We start from the raw sequence: 16,798 nt of genomic DNA on the forward strand, positions 1-16,798 counted from the left end.
AGGTCGTGGCCGTCACCCCGGCGAAGCCCTTCCCCGCGACCCCCGGCACCCCGCGGCCGCGTTGTCGGCCCGAGCCGCCGGGCCGGCATCGACCTCGACATGTGGATCGACACGCAGGGCCGCACCCGCTACGCCGAGAAGCGATGGGCCACAGACGGAACACCGGTCGCCTTCACGATGGCTTTCAGCGACTACGGTCCGCCCGAGACCGTCGATCCCCCGACCACGACCGGCATCGCAGCTTGACTCTGCCGGGTAACTCGGGGTGGCCACGCACTCGTTTTCGCCCTGTCGGACGTCGACGAGTGGCGGGACGCGGGCCGTCACCGGCACGTCCAGTTCGCGTGGTATCGGGCCGACTGGAGTGGGTGTGTCGGCGAGGCGGTCGAGCAGCCGGTCAAAGGGCTGCCTGGCCGCCCTCGACGGCTGCCTGCTCGTCGTCGTCCGACGGGATGGACACGATCATCTTCTGCAAGTTTCCTTCGGCTTGCAGGAGTTGAGATCGCGTGGATTCCTTTGGACTGTCCACGGGTCTCGAACCCGGACCTGCCGGCGAACGGAGGCCTGGCAGCCGCGGGTCCCCGCCTGTAGCGCCACCCCATGACCGACGAGACCACGGCCAGGGCAGGCAGAGAGTTCTACACGTTCGACGGCCGGATCCTGGAGGTCTTCGGCAGCTCTCCGAAGCGGTTCCACATCCGGAACACGAACCTGCGGGTCGCGGGCCCCGACCGGAAGGGGAGGCGGACCGTCGAGATCGTCGCCGGCCCGCCCGAAGCCCCGGCGACGCAGCACACATGGCACCACTCGGCCGAGGAATGGCAGCAGGCACAGGGCCTGGAAGCCCTACTGGAACAGGTACGGGCGGGTATCGCGGCAGTCCGGGAGCACGGAGCCTGAGGGTTTTCCGCAACCGTGGTCGAGGACGGCCGCCGCGGCCCTGTCAGGAGTTCCGGTTCCTCCAGAAGGTCCTGTGCCACCGGACCTTGACCGATGGATGTGCCCGTCAGCCAACGGCTGACGCCGACGGGGCGAGCGCTGACGAATCGGTCCGTGACGGGTAGCCCCCCAGGACCGGTCCCGCCCCGCTGGACTCGTTCACCACCGCCGTCCTCGCCCGGGGAACGGAGGCCGTCGCCCGGGGGACGCCGGACGCGCCGTCACCGAGTAGGCCCTCGGGGCGCTGCAACGGTGTCCCCACCGCGCCGCCCCGGTCAGCGTCCGGCCGGGGCTGCCTGCGCGATGGGCCAGCGGGGGCCGCCCGGGCCGCCCTGCCATGCCCACTGCTCCTCAGGGGTGACGGTGATCCCGTAGTCGTAGCGGCCCGGCCGGCCGAGTTCCTCCCACCGGGTCCAGGCGGCGACCACCTCGTCCCCGAGGCGGCGCGGTCCGCCCTGAAGAAGCAGCGGCGCCTCGCCGTCACCGCGCGCGGTCACCGTCGCCCACGACCGGGTGCCGTCGTGGATCCAGGCGTTGAGGCCGTCGTCGTCCCGGGCGGTGAGCACCACAGCGTCCGGCACGGCCACCCGCAGGGCGAACCGCAGGTCCCAGTCGTCCAGCAGTTGCGAGTCACGGTCCAGCGCCTGGCGGGTCTCGGGCTCGGTACCGCCGCGCACCTGCGCGAAGGCGGCGCTGCCGGTGCTCGGCTGTGCCGGGCCGTGCCGGTCGCCCATGAACTGGGCCAGGCCCTGGACCCATCCTGTGGCGGACCGTCCGTCGTCGGCCACGGTCAGGGCGACGTGGCCCAGCCGCCCCCAGGGATAGACGATCCGTCCGCCCGGCCGTACCGCCGCCACCCAGGACCAGGGGACGGTCTCCACGGCGTAAGTGGCGTGGAGCCGGTCGACCGGGACGCCGCCGGGCGGGCCGCTGCGGGTGCCGTTGCCCAGGGTGACCTCGGCGTCGAGTCCGGCGGCCGCGAGGCGGGCGCGCGCGGATTCGGCCAGGTACCCGTCCACCTCGGTGGTCACGACCAGGCCGGGCCCGGCCCGCCAGGCGGCCAGCGCCGCCGTCCAGCCCTGGCCGGTACCGACGTCCCACACCCGGTGCCCCGGCTCCACCCTGAGGCTGTCCAGCATGTCCGCCACCACCGAGGGCGCGGACAGCGACGAGGACGGCCGGCCGCCGTCGAGCTGGGTGACGGCCGCGGAGTAGACGCCGGAGTACAACTCGGCCGCCCAGCCGTCCGGATCCGCCGAGCGGTCGAGCGGCACGTAGGCCCGGTTGTCCCACCGCCACAGCCGGTCCGGCGCGAACGCGTCGCGCGGCAGCGCGGTGAAGGCGCCACGCAGCCACGGCGAAGCGGCCGGCCACGCCCCGCACCGCTCCATCTCCGCGTCCAGGCGCGCCCGGCGCCCGGCCAAGTCCTCGTCAGCCACGGTTCTACTTGCGGTGCTTGCCGTCGGACGGCGGAGCCGGAGGGACCTCGCCGTCGGCGTTGTTGGGAGGCGGCGTGCCCTTCTGAGGATCCGGCGGCGGCTTCTCGTGCTCACCCATTTTGCTGCCCCTTCGGTCGTGTGCCGGACACGGTCGGCCGCCCATCCTCGCGCACCTCCACGCCACGCGGTAGACGGCGTGCAGGAGCACCCACGGGGCGCGCACGAGAGCGTCCGCCGCGCCCACGGGTCTTGGGTTCCAGCGGTCGACGCTCAGTCCTCCGAATCGGCGCTGCTCCGGTCGGCGTCCCGACGGAGGTCGGGCATCCCGAGGTGGACGGTAGACGGTTGCGCTGCACGCTCGCACATGGCCTCCAGCTTCTGCGCGGCGGCGGCCAGGGTGTCTCGATGGCGGCGACCTCGCCGAACCATCCCTGCTCCTTTGCCCCCTGGAGGCGGTCGACGAGGTTGGCGTGGATCTCCTGAAGGCGTGGCATCTGGGCTGGGTCCACCAGAAGTAGGGGCATCCGATACAGGCGTTTTGGGCCTCACTGCTTTCCACCACGGCTCCAGCGCGGGGCAGTTGGGCCCGACCTTCCATCTCGGCCGGGCCGGCCTGCTCGTCCGCGCAGACGTTGGCGATCCAGTGCCGCAGCTTGTCGCCTTCGCGGTTGGTCGTGATGATCACGAAGGTGCGGACGCGACCGGCGGCGGCCGTGAGCCCGGGTGAACGGGCGAGCAGTGCTTTCAGCTGCTGCTGGTCATCCTCGCGCAGGTGGCCGGGGTGGCCCATGATCCAGCGGGTGGCTTCGCGGGGCGAGGGAGGCCGTGCCGTCGGGGGTGTGGTCGCCCCGGACCGGCGGCCGGGATGCGGTGGAAGGACGTAGTCGCGCAGGGTGCGGCGGCGTGCGCCGCGTTCGCCGAGCTCACCGAGCTCACCGTGGAGTCGGGAGAGGTCCGTGCAGCCCTCGACTGCGCGGGCGACCTCTGCCTCACTGGACTCGCCTCCTGATCAACGCCACTCAACGACGCACTGTAGAGCAGCACTTGGCCGGAACCCGGTGAAGGAGAACGAGCGGGCAGGCCGGAACGGGCCTGGCCGGTTCCGGCCTGCCCAAGGTCCTTTCGAGGCTCCTGACCGGTGGTGAGACTGGTGACCGCCGCCAGGGAGCACCTGCCCGGGGCAGCACACCGGACCAGGTGTCACCGACCGCTGCTCCTGCAGGGCAGCCGTCACCTCCCGGTGTGCGCTCAGCGCCACGCACGGCCCGATCCCACCCCTTCCTCCCTGCTGGAGCTGTCATGCCTGCTGGAGCTGTCATGCCTTCGAACGCCTCCAAGCTGCTGCGCGTCACGCTCGCCGCCGCCATCGCCGCCTCCGGTGCCGTGGTCGTCACGGCCGTCACCGCCGGGAGTTCGTACGCGGCGACGACCTCCTCGGTCGGCGGCCAGATCACCCGATCGGAGATCCTCGCCCGTGCCCAGTACTGGTACGGCAAGTCCATCGGCTACGACCAGGGCGGCTCGTACCCGGACTCCTCCGGCCGCTCCTACCGCACGGATTGCTCGGGCTATGTCTCGATGGCCTGGCACCTCGGCACCAGCGCCAACACGCAGGGCCTCGCGGACAGCTTCACCTACCAGATCAGCCGCAGCGATCTGATGCCGGGCGACATCCTGAACTCGTACTACGACCACGTCATCCTCTTCGAGAAGTGGGACGACGCCGCCCGCACCACCTTCTCGTACTACTCCTTCGGCAGCACACCGGTGAAGCACCGGACCGGGGTCTCGATCAACGCCGCGTCCCTCGACTCGCACCCGAACGGCGACTACAAGGCACTGCGCTACAAGAACGTCGTCAACGACCCGGCGCCGGGTTCGGCGTGGGTGCCGGCGGTTGGTGACGGTAGTTCGGTGAGTGGTGTCGACGGCACGGCCTACACCTTCACCCGCAGCGTCGACGGTCATCTTCAGGGGACTGCCAGGTATCCGACCGACAAGTGGGCGACCGTCGACCTCACCAATGTCGTGGGCACTCCGATTTCGGCGGGTGGCGCGCCGAGTGCGTTCGCGATGAAGAACGGTGTCACCGGCGTGGCCAGTGCCAACGCCGCCAACGGCCACCTGCAGATCACGTATCGCGACGCCGCCGACAAGTGGGCCACCAGCGACCTCACCAACCAGGTCGGTACGCCGGTCACCGGGGGTGCGGTCCGTGCCACGACGGATCCCGATGGCACTCTCGCGATCTATTCCCGTGGTTCGAACGATGGCGGGCATCTGAGTCTCACCGCTCTCCAGCCGAACGGGAGTTGGGCCACCGTCGACCTCACCAACGTCGTCGGCACCCCGATATCGGCGGGTGGGGCGCCCGCGACCTTCACCCAGAAGAACGGGACCGTCGGTGTGGCCAGCGCGAATGCCGCCAACGGCCACCTGCAGATCACCTACAAGGACGCCGCCGGCCAGTGGGCGACCACCGACCTCGCCAACCAGGCCGGCACACCGGCCACCGACGGCGCGCTCAGTGCCACGACCGACTCCGACGGCACCCTCATGATCTACTCCCGCAGTGTCGACGGTCATCTCCAGGGGACCGCCAGGTATGCGAACGGCCAGTGGGCAACGGTCGACCTCACGAACGTCGTCGGTACCCCGGTCTCGGCGGGTGGCGCGCCCAGTGCTTTCACCATGAAGAACGGTGTCACCGGCGTGGTCAGTGCCAACGCCGCCAACGGCCACCTGCAGATCACCTACAAGGACACCGCCAACCACTGGGCCACCACCGACCTCACCAACAAAGTCGGCACCCCGGTAACCGACGGCGCCCTCAGCGCCACCACCGACCCCGACGGCACCCTCGCCATCTACTCCCGCGGCTCGACCGACGGCGGACACCTCAGCCTCACCGCCCTCCAACCCAACGGCCAATGGGCCACCGTCGACCTCACCAACATCGTCGGCACCCCCGCCAGCTGACCCACCACCCGAACCGAGATCGCAACGGCCCGGCCCTCCTCATGAGGGCCGGGCCGTCCGGCGTGGACGGGCGGAACCCCGCCCGCAGAGCAAGGCATCGGCGGCGGAATCGAGCCAGAAGTTCCGGCTGCCCCCCAGCGAGAGGGCATTGTGCTGAGGCCGTTGCCGTTGGTACGGCTTCCCGGACCCGCTCGGGGGTTCGAGCCCGGGAAGCCTCCCTCCACGGTGCCGGTAGCGGCCGCCGACAGCGCGCGGGGCTACGCCATGACGTCGACGGCCGGTGGGGTGGTCTGTTCCGGCGGCGAGGGCTCGGCTGCGCCGGTGGGTCCGCGCAGCAGGGAGGGAGGGAGGGAAGGAAGGAGCGGGAGGCGGGCACCGCCCCGAAGTGGCCGGCGGGTCGCAGGTAGCGCCGACCGGACTCCCGTCCGCGTTATCGCCGCAGGGAAAAACACCCCAGCCGGTATTTTCGAAGACCCTCGCAGGTACGACGATTCGGCACGGCAGGTCGAAGGGCTCGGGCGGGTGGGCGATTTCTGACCGTCCGGGTCCCGCCCGAGCCGTTCGGGGTCAACGGCCGGCGGTCTCCGGCTCCAACACGAAGACAGGGACCACCCGGTCCGTCTTCGTCTGGTATTCGGCGTAGTCCGGCCAGACCTCGACCGCGCGGGACCACCACAGCTCCCGCTCCGCGCCCTCGACCTCGCGGGCCGTCATGTCCTGGCGCACGCCGCCGTCCTGGAGCTCGACCCGCGGATGCGCGACCAGGTTGTGGTACCAGGTCGGATTCTTGGGCGCGCCGACGCGACGGACGAGGTCGCGCCGCTCCAGCACCTGGACCTGGACCTGGACCTGTCGCGTGACGTGCGGGCCGACCACCGTGATCCAGCACTCTCCGTATCCACCCTGCGCGGCAGCAGCCGGGCGGCAGGATTCCTCGCGGCTTTCGACCGGCTGCCCGCGCGGCCATCGAGGCTGGTCAGGGGGCTTCTCGGGTGGTGGGGCAGCCCAGCGGCGAGTTCTGCCCGCCCGTGCTCTGGTCCTTCTCAAGGATCGCGCCCTTGACCAGTTGCCCACGGATCGACTCGTCGGCGTGCAGGACGGCGTCGGCATCGAGTCCTCGGTGGCGCAGTGACAGAGGTCAAGTAACAGAGGTCAACTGACCCGATGGGGCCGGTCGGATCGAAGCTGTGCCGGTCCGGCCGGCCTCATTGCTGTGCAGAACGTGTCCGGCCCCGACGGAGACGTCGGGGCCGGACACGTTCTGGGCAGGTCGGGTGGATCGGCTCCCAGGAGCACCCCACGCCGTGCCGCCCGCTAGCCGGCGTGGAGGGCGAGGGTCGGGGAGAGTCGGGAGGCCCGGACGGCCGGGTAGAGGCCTGCGACCGTACCGATGAGCAAGGTGGCGGCGAAGCCCCCGGTGACGGCCCACAAGGGGATCACCCAGGGCAGGCCGCCCGAGGCGGCGAAGGCGTAGGTGGCGGCCGCGCCCAGGGCCACGCCGGCCAGCCCACCCAGTCCGGAGAGCAGGAGGGACTCCGTCACGAACTGGAGACGGATCTGGCCCCTGGTGGCGCCCAGGGAGCGGCGCAGTCCGATCTCGTGGCGCCTCTCCAGCACTGAGATGATCATCGTGTTGGCGACCCCGACGCCGCCGACCAGGAGTGCCACCCCGCCCAGTCCGAGCAGGAGGTCGGTGAACGCCCCCTCGGTGGCGGCCTTGGCCTGGAGTGCCGAGGAGGGGTCGGTGACCTGCACGTTGTGCGGGTTCTGCGGGTCGACGGTGCGTGGGATCAGCGCGCGGACGGCGCCGACCGTCTGGTCCGTCGACCGTTCGTAGATCTGGGTCGGGTGGCCGTCGAAGCCCAGCAGCGCGCCGGCGCCGTCCCAGCCGACCAGGGCGGCCCGTTCGATCTCGGGAGCCAGCGGCAGCGGGTCGAGGATGCCGATGACGGTGAAGTACTGGCCGCCGATGTGGACCTGCTGGCCCGGGGCGGCGATGCCCAGGCGCCGGGCCGCGACGTGTCCGAGAACCGTCGACGGGTAGCGCCCGTTGGCCTCGTTGAGCCAGGTGCCCGAGCCGACCGCGCCGCGCACGACGTCCAGCAGTCCTTCGGTGGCGGCCTTCACGGTGATGCCGCCGGTTTCGTCGTTGGGGATCTTCTCACTGCGTCTGACGGACTGCGCCAGGTCCCCGGTCGCGCCGACCTGCTCGACCCCGGGGACGCGGCTCAGCATGCCGATCGACTCCTCGGGCAGCTTCACCTTCTCGCCGAACAGCCCCTGCCCAGGGGATGCCACCAGCAGGTTGGTTCCCAACTGATCGAGCTGCCTGAGGAGTTGGGCCTTACTGGAGGAGGAGATGCCGACCACCGCGATCATGGTGGCGATGCCGATGGCGATGCCCAGCGCGGACAGCACCACCCGCAGCGGCCGGGTGCGCAGGCCGGCCGAGCCGACGTGGAGGACGTCGCGGGGGCCGAGCCGGGCCGGGGAGAGCCGTGTGCGACTCATCGCTCCCCACCCCGATCGGCCGGGTCTGCGGCGCCGGTGCGCAGATCCGCCACGACGCGGCCGTCGCGGATGCGGACCCGGCGTGGCAGGCTGTCGGCGATCTCGCCGTCGTGGGTGATCACCGCGATGGTGGCACCCTCGGCGTTGAGGTCGTAGAGCAGCTCCATCACCGCTTCGCTCGAGGCGGAGTCCAGCGCGCCGGTCGGCTCGTCGGCCAGCAGCAGGTCCGGTTCGCCGACCACCGCCCGGGCGATGGCCACCCGCTGCCGCTGGCCGCCCGACAGCTCGTGCGGACGGTGGTGCATCCGGTCCGCGAGCCCGACCCGCTCCAGGGCCAGGGCCGCGCGCCTGCGGCGCTGGGCGCGCGGCAGGCCCGAGTAGAGCAGGCCCTCGGCGACGTTGTCCCGGGCGCTGACCCCGGCCACCAGGTGGAAGGACTGGAAGACGAAGCCGATGTGCCGGGCGCGCAGGGCGGACAGCCTGCGGTCGGAGAGGGCGGCGACGTCGTGGCCCGCCAGGGTGACGGATCCGGCGCTGGGCCGGTCCAGGGTGCCGACGATGTGCAGCAGGGTGGACTTGCCCGACCCCGAAGGGCCGACGATGGCGAGCAGTTCGCCGCGTCCGATGCGCAGGTCCACTCCGTGCAGCGCCGTGACCGCGCCCGGATACTCCTTGGTGACCTGGTTCAACTCGACCACCGCGCTCATGACTTGGGCACCCCGACCTTCATCCCCTCGGTCAGGTCGGTCCCGCTGACCTCGACCCGGCCCTGTCCGAACATGCCGAGCTGGACCGGGACTTCGCGCACCTTCCCGTTCTCCACGACCTGGACGCCGAAGCCCCCGCCGGACAGCGCGAGCAGTGCGTTGACCGGTACGGTCAGCACGTCCTTGTGGACCTCGCCTTCGAGCTCGACGGTGACGGGCGCCTGGTCGAAGCCCTCCGCCTGCCCCGGGTCGTCGAATACCACCCGGGCGGTGATCTTGGCGGGCTTGTCCGGGGAGCCCTGCTCCTTGCCGTCCTCACCGATGGTGCGGTCCACGGAGGCGACCTTGCCCTTGGCCCTGGCGCCGCCGGGCAGGTCGACCTCGACCCGGGTGCTGGGCTTGGCGAGGTCGGCCCGGGAGACCTCGATCTTGATCTGCACCTGCCGTTCGGCGCCGGTGGCGGTGAGGACCGGCTTGCCGGGAGCTGCCTGGTCGCCGACGGCCGCGTCGTTCTTCTTGATCCGCACCGGAGCGGGTGAGAAGACGATCTGCTCGGGGCCGATCTCGCCGGTCTGGGCCAGGCCGTGGGCCTTCTGCCAGCGCTTGACCGCTTCCGCCGTACCGGCGGTGAACTTCTCGTCCGCGGCCAGCCCCTTGCCGTAGCCCAGGTCGCGGAGGTTCTCCTTCAGCTGTCTGACGTCCGGCCCCTCGTCGCCGGCCTTCAGCGTCCGGTACATCGGGCGCTCGCCGACCATGAGCCGGACCTTCCGGCCGTCGACCTCATAGAGAACCCCGTCGCGTTTCACCACCGCGCCGGCCTCCGGGAGCCAGGTGAGGGTGCCCGGCACACCGGCGTTGATCCGGCGCTCCTCGGCGTAACCGAGGACCCCGTCCACCCTGGTCCGACTGCTCAGGTCCTGCCGCTCCACCGAGCCCGTGCTCGGCGGCAGCCCGTCCGTGCGGTCCACGCCGGCGTTGCCGCCGCCTCCGGTCTGCGAGAGGGCCGTGACCCCGCCCGCCAGCGTGACCGAGGTGGCCAGCACGGCGATCAGGTACGTCCGGCGGCTGCGCCCGCGCTCACTGCGCATTCTGACCACTGCACGCCTTGTTCGCCTGGTCGAACCTGTCCTTCTCGGCGCCCTCCGGGATCTTCATCGCCGATCCCGACATCGCCGAGTCGCCGTCGAACTTCGGGTCCGGCATGTCCACACCGTTACCGCGCATGCACCGGGCGAATTCGAGGGCCTTGTCCTTGTCGGCCTGGGACATCTTCGCGCCACCCGCGCCACCGACTCCCCCGCAGGCCTTGAGGGCTTCCGCCATCTTGTCCTGGCCGCCCTCCAGGACCATGGCCCGCGGGTCCTGGCCCGGCTCGGGCTCCTTCACCTGGGCGCCGTGTTCGCGCAGACACTTACGGTGCTCGTAGGCCTGGTCCGCCGCCGCGCCCGTGCCCGACGAGTCCGAGCCGCCGCCCCCGCCGGAGCCCGTGGCGCCTCCGCCGCAGGCCGTGGCGAACAGCGCGATCCCCGCCACCAGCGCGGCCGCCGCGCCGTACCTGTGGTTCCGCATGTGGTTCCGCATGGAATTCCTCCGTGTCCGATGACGAGTGGCCGATGACCAGTGGCCGATGACGAGTGGCCGATGACCAGTGGCCGATGACGAGTGGCCGATGACGAGTGGCCGACCGCTCCGGCCACGCAGAGGCTGGCACGCACCCGCATTTCGCCGCTGTCAGCCGAGACCTTTACGGCGACGAAAGGTGGGTCTCAGGTACACCTGGTGTCATGCGTGTACTGATCGTGGAGGACGAGGAATTCCTGGCGGACATGATCGCCGAGGGATTGCGGCGCGACGCCCTGGCCGTCGACGTCGTGTACAACGGCGCCGACGCGCTGGAGCGGCTGAGGCTCACCGACTACGCCGTGCTCGTACTCGACCGCGACCTGCCCGGGGCGCACGGCGACGAGGTGTGCCAGAGCGTCGTCGAGCAGCGGCTGCTGACCCGGGTGCTGATGCTCACCGCCTCCGGTACCGTCCGCGACCGCGTCGACGGCCTGGACCTGGGCGCGGACGACTACCTCACCAAGCCGTTCGCCTACGAGGAGCTGCTGGCCCGGGTCCTGGCGCTCGGCCGCCGCACCCACCCCGCCCTTCCGCCGGTCATCGAACGTGCGGGCATCACCCTCGACACCGCTCGCCGCCAGGCCTTCCGGGAGGGCCGCTACCTCGCCCTGTCCCGCAAGGAGTTCGGCGTACTGGAGGTGCTGATGCAGGCCGAGGGCGCCGTGGTCTGCGGTGATGACCTGATCGAGCAGGTGTGGGAGCGGAACATGGGATACCGCACCAACGCGGTTCGGGTCGTCCTCAGCAAACTCCGCGCCAAGCTCGGCGAGCCCTCGGTCATCGACACCGTGCCCGGCCACGGCTACCGCATCGGCGTCCCGGCATGAGGCGCTTCGCCTCGGTCGGCCTGAACCGGCCTCCGCTGCCCGGCCGACCACGCCCGCGGCTGCCGGGCGGGGAACGGGGCCGGCTGACCATGCTCTACGGCGGGCTGCTCGTCCTCGCCGGGGCCATGCTCATCTTCCTGGTCAACTTCCTGGTCCGGGAGGGCCTGTACACCTCGATCAGCACGGCCGTCGCCGTCGAACCGCGACTGGCCACACTGGCGACCCCGGACCCCGCCGCGGCGAAATCCCTCACGATGGGAACCGCTTCACCCGCGAACGCTCCACCCGGAACCGCCCCCGCCGACGGCGGACAGTCCCACTTCCAGGCCGTCAAGGTCGTCACCCAGGCCGCCGAGCAGGCAGCCCAGAACCAGCTGCTGACCGTCTCCCTGATCGCTCTGGCCGCCTTCGCCGTCATCTCGGTGGCGCTCGCCTGGTGGATGTCGGGGCGGGTGCTGCGCCCGGTGGCGGTGATCACCAACACGGCGCGGCGGCTCTCGGGTGAGAACCTGCACGAGCGGATCGCCCTCGACGCACCCCCGGGCGAGCTCAAACAGCTCGCCGACACCTTCGACGCCATGCTCGACCGCATGGAACAACTGGTGGGTGCGCAGCAGCGGTTCGCGGCCAACGCCGCGCACGAACTGCGGACTCCGCTCGCGGTGCAGCGGGCCGCGGCCGAAATCGGGCTGGCCACCGAGGATCCGGCCGCCGTCGCCCGGGTCCGCCGCAAACTGATCGAGGTCTCCGAGAGCAGCGAACGGCTCATCGAGGGCCTGCTGTTGCTGTCCGTCTCCGACCAGAGGCTGGACCGGCGCGAACCGGTCGCACTGGACGAGCTGGCCCGCGCGGTGGCCGCCGAGTGCGACGCCTCGCAGGAAGCCCGGGAGAACCGCGTCACCGTCCGGACCGACACCGCCCCCGTGTCCGTCGAGGGTGATCCGGTGCTGCTGGCACACCTGGTGCGCAACCTGGTCGGCAACGCCCTGCGCTACAACCACGACGGCGGCCGGGTCGAGGTCGGCGTGCACGACGGTGTCCTGGAGGTCGCCAACACCGGTCCCCAGGTGCCGCCGGAGACCGTCCCCTATCTCTTCGAGCCCTTCCGCCGCCTCCGGGAGCGTCGGCACAGCCCGGGTGAGGGCGCGGGCCTGGGCCTGTCCATCGTCGCCTCCATCGCGCGCGCCCATCACGCCGTCGTCACCGCCGTCCCCGCCGGCACGGGCGGACTGCGGGTCCGGGTCGAGTTCCCCACGACCTGATCCGCCGGCCCGGGGGCCCGGGCGCGGAGCAGCAGATCCGCAGGGCGGGGGCACTGCTCGGGGAAACTGAAGGTGTAGCCGTTGGACGTGGGGTTCCTCACGCGTTGGCGGGGGTGGCGACTGTTCGGCGGAGTCGCCACGGCGACGGAACCACCGTCCGTCGCGCGGTTTCCGGGCCTGTGAGCTGCGTATGAGCGTTTCGCAACAACCTCACCGATCCCTGCTCCACGGCCTCCTGCGCAGGTCGGAGGGCCGGATACTGGTGGATATGTCACGGGTACTGCTGATCGAGGACGACGCGTCGGTGCGCGAGGCGCTGGCCCTGGGCCTGCGCCGCCAGGGCCACGAGGTGCGGATGGCCGCCACCGGCGAGGACGGCCTGGAGCAGGTGTTCCGGGAGCCTCCGGAGATCGTGGTGCTGGATCTGATGCTGCCCGGGATCGACGGCTTCGAGGTGTGCCGGCGGCTGCGCACGCACGGGAGTGTCCCGGTGATCATGCTGACCGCGCGAGGGGACGACATCGACACCGTCCTCGGCCTGGAGTACGGGGCCGACGACTACGTGGTCAAGCCCGCGCAGTCCAGGGTCCTCGACGCCCGGATCAAGGCCGTCCTGCGCCGCACCACCAACGTGTCCCCCGCGCCCGGGGTGGCCGAGGCGGTGCGGGAGGTGCACGGCGACCTGGTGCTGGACCGGGCCGCGCTGACCGTCGCCAAACGCGGCACCCCGCTGCCCCTGGCACCCGGCGAGCTGCGCCTGCTGCTGGAGCTGTCCGCCGCGCCGGGCCGGGTCTTCAGCCGGGAGCAGCTGCTGGACTCCGTCTGGGGCCTGGGCCGCCAGGAGGACATCCGCCTGGTCGACGCCGGGGTGAACCGGCTGCGCGCGAAGCTGGAGGACGACCCCTCCGTGCCCCGCTACCTCCAGACCGTGCGCGGTTTCGGCTACCGATTCGGCCCCCTGTGACCACCCCGCCGCACACACCGGAGCACCCCTCGGCCGAAACCCGGACGCGCGGAGCCGCGAACGGCACCGCCCGTGCCGACGACCGGCCGGACCGCCCCGACGCCTCCCGCTTCCTCCGGTGGCGCCGGGCCGTCCTGGGGCTGCGTCCGCGGATGCTCGCCGCGTTCGTCGCCACCGCCGCCGTCAGCGCCCTGGCCACCTCCGCACTCACCTACCAGGCCGCCACCGGCTCCACCCTCGACCTGACCCAGGACACCGCCCTGGACGAGCTGCGCCGCCGCGTCGACGTCCTGGCCCCCGCCCTGCCCTTCCCCCCGACCCAGGCCGAACTCGACCGCCTGTCCCTCCGGCTCTCGGGCACCGGCGGCTTCCGCGACTGGCACGTCCTGGCCCGCTACGGCGCCGCCCACTCCGAGTGGACCGCCGCCGTCACCATCCCGGCCGCCCTCCAGGACACCGTCGGCTCGGGCCACGGCGCCTTCCAGCGATTCACCGCCGACGGGCACTCCTGGCTCGCGGTCGGCGTCCCCGTCACCCACACCACCCACACCACCGCCGGCCCCGCCACCCCGGCCGCAAGAGCCGGCGACCTGTCCGGGCTGACCGTCTACGCCCTCCTGCCCCTGGACCGCGAACAGGAGGCCACCAGCACCCTGCTGGCCGCCGCCACCGGCGCCGGCGTGTTCGCCGCCGTACTGGCCGCCGGACTCGCCCTGCTCGCCACCCGCCAGGTCCTGCGCCCCGTCCGCGCCCTGGGCGACGCCGCCCAGGCCCTCGCCCAGGGACGGCTCGACACCCGCCTCGCCGTCTCCGGTCACGACGAACTCGCCCAGCTGTCCAAGACGTTCAACCACACCGCCCGCACCCTCCAGGGCACCATCGAGGAGCTTCGGGCGGTCGAGAGCCAGGGCCGCCGGTTCGCCGCCGACGTCTCCCACGAACTGCGCACCCCGCTGGCCGCCATGGCCGCCGTCACCGACATCCTCGACGAGGACGCCGAACACCTGCCCGCCGACACCGCGACCGCCCTGCGCATGATCAGCAACGAGACCGGCCGCCTCACCCGCCTGGTCAACGACCTCATCGAGATCTCCCGCATGGACGCCGGCGCCGCCCCGCTGCGCACCGAGGACGTGGACGCCGCGGAAGCCGTACGCGCCACCCTCGACCTGCGCGGCTGGAGCGACCGGATCGAGCTGGACCTGCCCGCCGCCCTGCCCGTCCGCCTCGACGCACGCCGCTTCGACGTCATCGTCGCCAATCTGGCCGGCAACGCCCTGCGCCACGGCCGCCCGCCCGTACGCCTCACCCTCACCACCCGTGACCCGCGGCCGGGATCCGACCTGGTGCTGACCGTCACCGACCGCGGCCCGGGCATCCCGCCCGCCGAACTCCCGCACCTGTTCGACCGCTTCTACAAGGCCGACAGGGCCCGCACCCGCTCCGAGGGCAGCGGGCTCGGCCTGGCCATCGCCCAGGAGAACGCCCGCCTGCACGGCGGCTTCATCGAGGCCGCCAACGCCCCCGGCAGCGGCGCGGTGTTCACCCTCGTCCTGCCCCGCGGACCCCTGACGAAGGACGCCCCATGACCATCCGCCTCCGCTCGACCGCCGCAGCGGCGCTGCTCCTCACGGCCTGCGGCTGCGCGATCCCCGACACGGCGGGCGCGGTGAAGTCGGGCAAGCCCGCCACCGGGATCGAGTCCGGCACCCGGCTGTACTTCCTCAGCCCCCAGGGAATCCGCCTGACGATCAGGCCGGGCACCGAACGCGAAGGCCTCCAGCAGACCCTGGACGCCCTCATGGCAGGCCCCACCCAGACGGAGCAGCACACCGGTCTCGGCACCGCCCTGCCCGCCTCCGGCAAGGTCACCGCCGCCGGCGAGGACGGCACCGTCACCCTGCGCCTGTCCTGGCCGACCTCCGCGCTGAGCCCCTACGCCATCCAGCAGCTGGTCTGCACCGCCGAGGACGCCCCCGCGACCACCGCGACCGCCCCCCGGATCGCCGTGGTCAGCAGCGACGCCCCCGGACCGGTCTTCGCGCAGTGCGACCTCCACCACACCGGCTGAAGCCGACGGAACCCGACCTGGAAGGTCGCACGAGGCCTCGCCACACACCTCGGTGAGGACGCCCGCCCGGGCTCAGCGAGCCGGATCACCGGCACCGGCTGCCTACCTGTCTGCCTGCCTGCCCGCCCGCGACGGTCTGGGACAGGTCCCGAAGCCCGGCCCGAACGCACGCAGGCACAGCGCGGATCCGGCCACCGCGCCTCAGGGAAGGGACAGTTGGGTGACGTCCACGACGGCACCCGGCGCCGTCGGCGCGATCAGCGGCAGCACCAGCCACAGTGCGGCGAGCGCGCCCAGGGTGCTCACGGCCGCCAGGACCCCGGGGCGGCCGCGGGCCCAGCGGGCCCGGTAGCGGACGGGGTCCTCCAGCAGTGCCTTCAACCCGGCCGCGACCGCCACCGCCAGCCCGCCCAGCCACAACATCCGGGCCCAGCCCTCCAGGCGGGGACCAGCGTGGTCCAGGAGCAGGATCAGCGGCCAGTGCCACAGGTACAGGCCGTACGAGAGCCCGCCCAGTACCGTCAGCGGGCGCCAGCTCAGCACCCTGCCCAGCGGGGACGCCGGGACGTGCGCGAGCAGGGCGATCAGCGCGGCCGCCGCCGCCGAGTGCAACAGCAACCCGCCGCGGAACAGGACGAGCTGCCCCGTCCCCGAGGCCAGCGCCCACCCGGCGGCCAGCAGGCCCGCCGGGATCAGCGCCAGCCGGCCCGCGGCGGGCCCCGGCAACCGCGCCACCCGCAGCCGCACCGCCGGAGTGGCCGCGAGCGCGCCGAGCAGCAGGGCGAACACCCGGGTGTCGGTGCCCTCGTAGACCCGGGTGGTGTCCATCGGGTCGACGAGCAGCGCCATCAGCGCCGCGGACACCAGCGCACCGACCAGCGCCACGCCGGCCACCGCGACGGCACCCGCGGTCCGGCGCAGCCGCAACAGAAGCAGCACCAGCGGTGGCCACAGCAGGTAGAACTGCTCCTCCACCGCGATGCTCCACAGGTGGGTGAACACCCGGGTCGGGTTCGCCTGGAAGTAACCGACCTGCGCGTCGATGAAATGCCAGTTCGCGAGGTTGGCCACCACCCAGGGGGCGTCCTGGTGCGCGAAGCGGGCCATGGCCGCCGTGCCCAGCACGGAGGCCAGCACCATCGCCGAGCCCAGGGCCAGGGCGAGGGCGGGCATCAGCCGCCTGGCCCGGCGGCCCCAGAAGGCCGCCAGGTCGATCCGGCCGCCGTTCTCCCCGGCCTCCCGCAGCAACAGCCCCGTGATGAGGAAGCCGGAGAGCACGAAGAACAGGTCGACCCCCAGGAACCCGCCGGGGAAGTCCCCGAGGTGGAACAGGAGGACCCCGAGGACGGCCAGCCCGCGCAGGCCGTCCAGGGCCGGGACGTGGGAGCGGCGGGAGCCGGAGCGCGCGGCGGTCCCCGGGCCCGGCCGGCGGCGGGACACGCGCGCGTTCCCCCGCCGGGCCGTCGGCGAGGCGGT

General features: G+C 72.3%; 15 protein-coding genes. 8 read left to right on the forward strand and 7 right to left on the reverse strand.

Features of this window, described 5'->3' with window-relative positions; all coding sequences use genetic code 11:
* The first annotated feature begins 99 nt into the window (after window positions 1–99).
* Together AB0P03_RS34915 and AB0P03_RS34920 are read left to right on the forward strand one after the other, a co-directional pair.
* Window positions 100–246 carry a hypothetical protein gene (locus tag AB0P03_RS34915; protein WP_363587251.1) on the forward strand — a complete coding sequence of 49 codons (147 nt, stop codon included), beginning with the start codon at window positions 100–102 and terminating at the stop codon, window positions 244–246.
* 354 nt (window positions 247–600) lie between these two features.
* Window positions 601–900 (forward strand): hypothetical protein, encoded by a 300-nt coding sequence (locus tag AB0P03_RS34920; RefSeq protein WP_363587250.1) that lies wholly within the window; start codon window positions 601–603, stop codon window positions 898–900.
* Window positions 901–1,214: 314 nt separating this feature from the next.
* On the opposite strand, the gene AB0P03_RS34925 is transcribed toward AB0P03_RS34920, so the two are convergent.
* A complete protein-coding gene (locus AB0P03_RS34925; protein WP_363587249.1) occupies window positions 1,215–2,378 on the reverse strand; it encodes a protein-L-isoaspartate O-methyltransferase in 1,164 nt (387 codons plus the stop codon).
* Between the two features lie 1,317 nt (window positions 2,379–3,695).
* Between AB0P03_RS34925 and AB0P03_RS34930 the strand changes: the two genes are divergently transcribed.
* The gene (locus AB0P03_RS34930; RefSeq protein ID WP_363632599.1) at window positions 3,696–5,357 is read left to right on the forward strand and encodes a hypothetical protein; all 1,662 of its coding nucleotides are present in this window, start codon (window positions 3,696–3,698) and stop codon (window positions 5,355–5,357) included.
* A gap of 567 nt (window positions 5,358–5,924) precedes the next feature.
* Here the strand turns inward: AB0P03_RS34930 and AB0P03_RS34935 are convergent.
* The 5 genes from AB0P03_RS34935 to AB0P03_RS34955 all read right to left on the reverse strand — a co-directional run bounded on the left by AB0P03_RS34935 (window position 5,925) and on the right by AB0P03_RS34955 (window position 10,156).
* Window positions 5,925–6,467, reverse strand: coding sequence for a nitroreductase/quinone reductase family protein (locus tag AB0P03_RS34935; RefSeq protein WP_363632601.1), 543 nt, complete (start codon window positions 6,465–6,467; stop codon window positions 5,925–5,927).
* Window positions 6,468–6,671: 204 nt separating this feature from the next.
* Window positions 6,672–7,868, reverse strand: a complete 1,197-nt coding sequence (locus tag AB0P03_RS34940; RefSeq protein WP_363632602.1) for an ABC transporter permease — start codon at window positions 7,866–7,868, stop codon at window positions 6,672–6,674.
* Window positions 7,865–8,575: an ABC transporter ATP-binding protein gene (locus AB0P03_RS34945; protein ID WP_363632604.1), complete on the reverse strand. Its 711-nt coding sequence runs from the start codon at window positions 8,573–8,575 to the stop codon at window positions 7,865–7,867. The genes AB0P03_RS34940 and AB0P03_RS34945 overlap by 4 nt, the downstream gene beginning before the upstream one ends.
* Window positions 8,572–9,663, reverse strand: a complete 1,092-nt coding sequence (locus AB0P03_RS34950; protein ID WP_363632605.1) for a peptidoglycan-binding protein — start codon at window positions 9,661–9,663, stop codon at window positions 8,572–8,574. The genes AB0P03_RS34945 and AB0P03_RS34950 overlap by 4 nt, the downstream gene beginning before the upstream one ends.
* Window positions 9,653–10,156: a hypothetical protein gene (locus tag AB0P03_RS34955; RefSeq protein ID WP_363632607.1), complete on the reverse strand. Its 504-nt coding sequence runs from the start codon at window positions 10,154–10,156 to the stop codon at window positions 9,653–9,655. Before AB0P03_RS34955 ends, AB0P03_RS34950 begins: the two co-directional genes overlap by 11 nt.
* A gap of 203 nt (window positions 10,157–10,359) precedes the next feature.
* On the opposite strand from AB0P03_RS34955, the gene AB0P03_RS34960 reads away from it, so the two are divergent.
* The 5 genes from AB0P03_RS34960 to AB0P03_RS34980 all read left to right on the forward strand — a co-directional run bounded on the left by AB0P03_RS34960 (window position 10,360) and on the right by AB0P03_RS34980 (window position 15,322).
* Window positions 10,360–11,025, forward strand: coding sequence for a response regulator transcription factor (locus AB0P03_RS34960; RefSeq protein ID WP_363587242.1), 666 nt, complete (start codon window positions 10,360–10,362; stop codon window positions 11,023–11,025).
* An 89-nt stretch (window positions 11,026–11,114) separates the two neighbouring features.
* Entirely contained in the window at window positions 11,115–12,287 is a 1,173-nt protein-coding gene (locus AB0P03_RS34965; RefSeq protein ID WP_363587256.1) for an ATP-binding protein, read from the forward strand.
* A 268-nt stretch (window positions 12,288–12,555) separates the two neighbouring features.
* Window positions 12,556–13,251 carry a response regulator transcription factor gene (locus tag AB0P03_RS34970; protein ID WP_363587241.1) on the forward strand — a complete coding sequence of 232 codons (696 nt, stop codon included), beginning with the start codon at window positions 12,556–12,558 and terminating at the stop codon, window positions 13,249–13,251.
* Complete coding sequence (locus tag AB0P03_RS34975; RefSeq protein ID WP_363587240.1) at window positions 13,248–14,840, forward strand: HAMP domain-containing sensor histidine kinase; 1,593 nt, start codon at window positions 13,248–13,250, stop codon at window positions 14,838–14,840. Before AB0P03_RS34970 ends, AB0P03_RS34975 begins: the two co-directional genes overlap by 4 nt.
* Window positions 14,837–15,322, forward strand: coding sequence for a GerMN domain-containing protein (locus AB0P03_RS34980; RefSeq protein ID WP_363587239.1), 486 nt, complete (start codon window positions 14,837–14,839; stop codon window positions 15,320–15,322). Before AB0P03_RS34975 ends, AB0P03_RS34980 begins: the two co-directional genes overlap by 4 nt.
* A gap of 201 nt (window positions 15,323–15,523) precedes the next feature.
* On the opposite strand, the gene AB0P03_RS34985 is transcribed toward AB0P03_RS34980, so the two are convergent.
* Complete coding sequence (locus AB0P03_RS34985) at window positions 15,524–16,762, reverse strand: acyltransferase (RefSeq protein ID WP_363587238.1); 1,239 nt, start codon at window positions 16,760–16,762, stop codon at window positions 15,524–15,526.
* Between the last annotated feature and the right edge of the window lie 36 nt (window positions 16,763–16,798).

Origin of the sequence: Kitasatospora sp. NPDC088779, assembly GCF_040685395.1 — a bacterium.
Lineage (GTDB): Bacteria > Actinomycetota > Actinomycetes > Streptomycetales > Streptomycetaceae > Kitasatospora.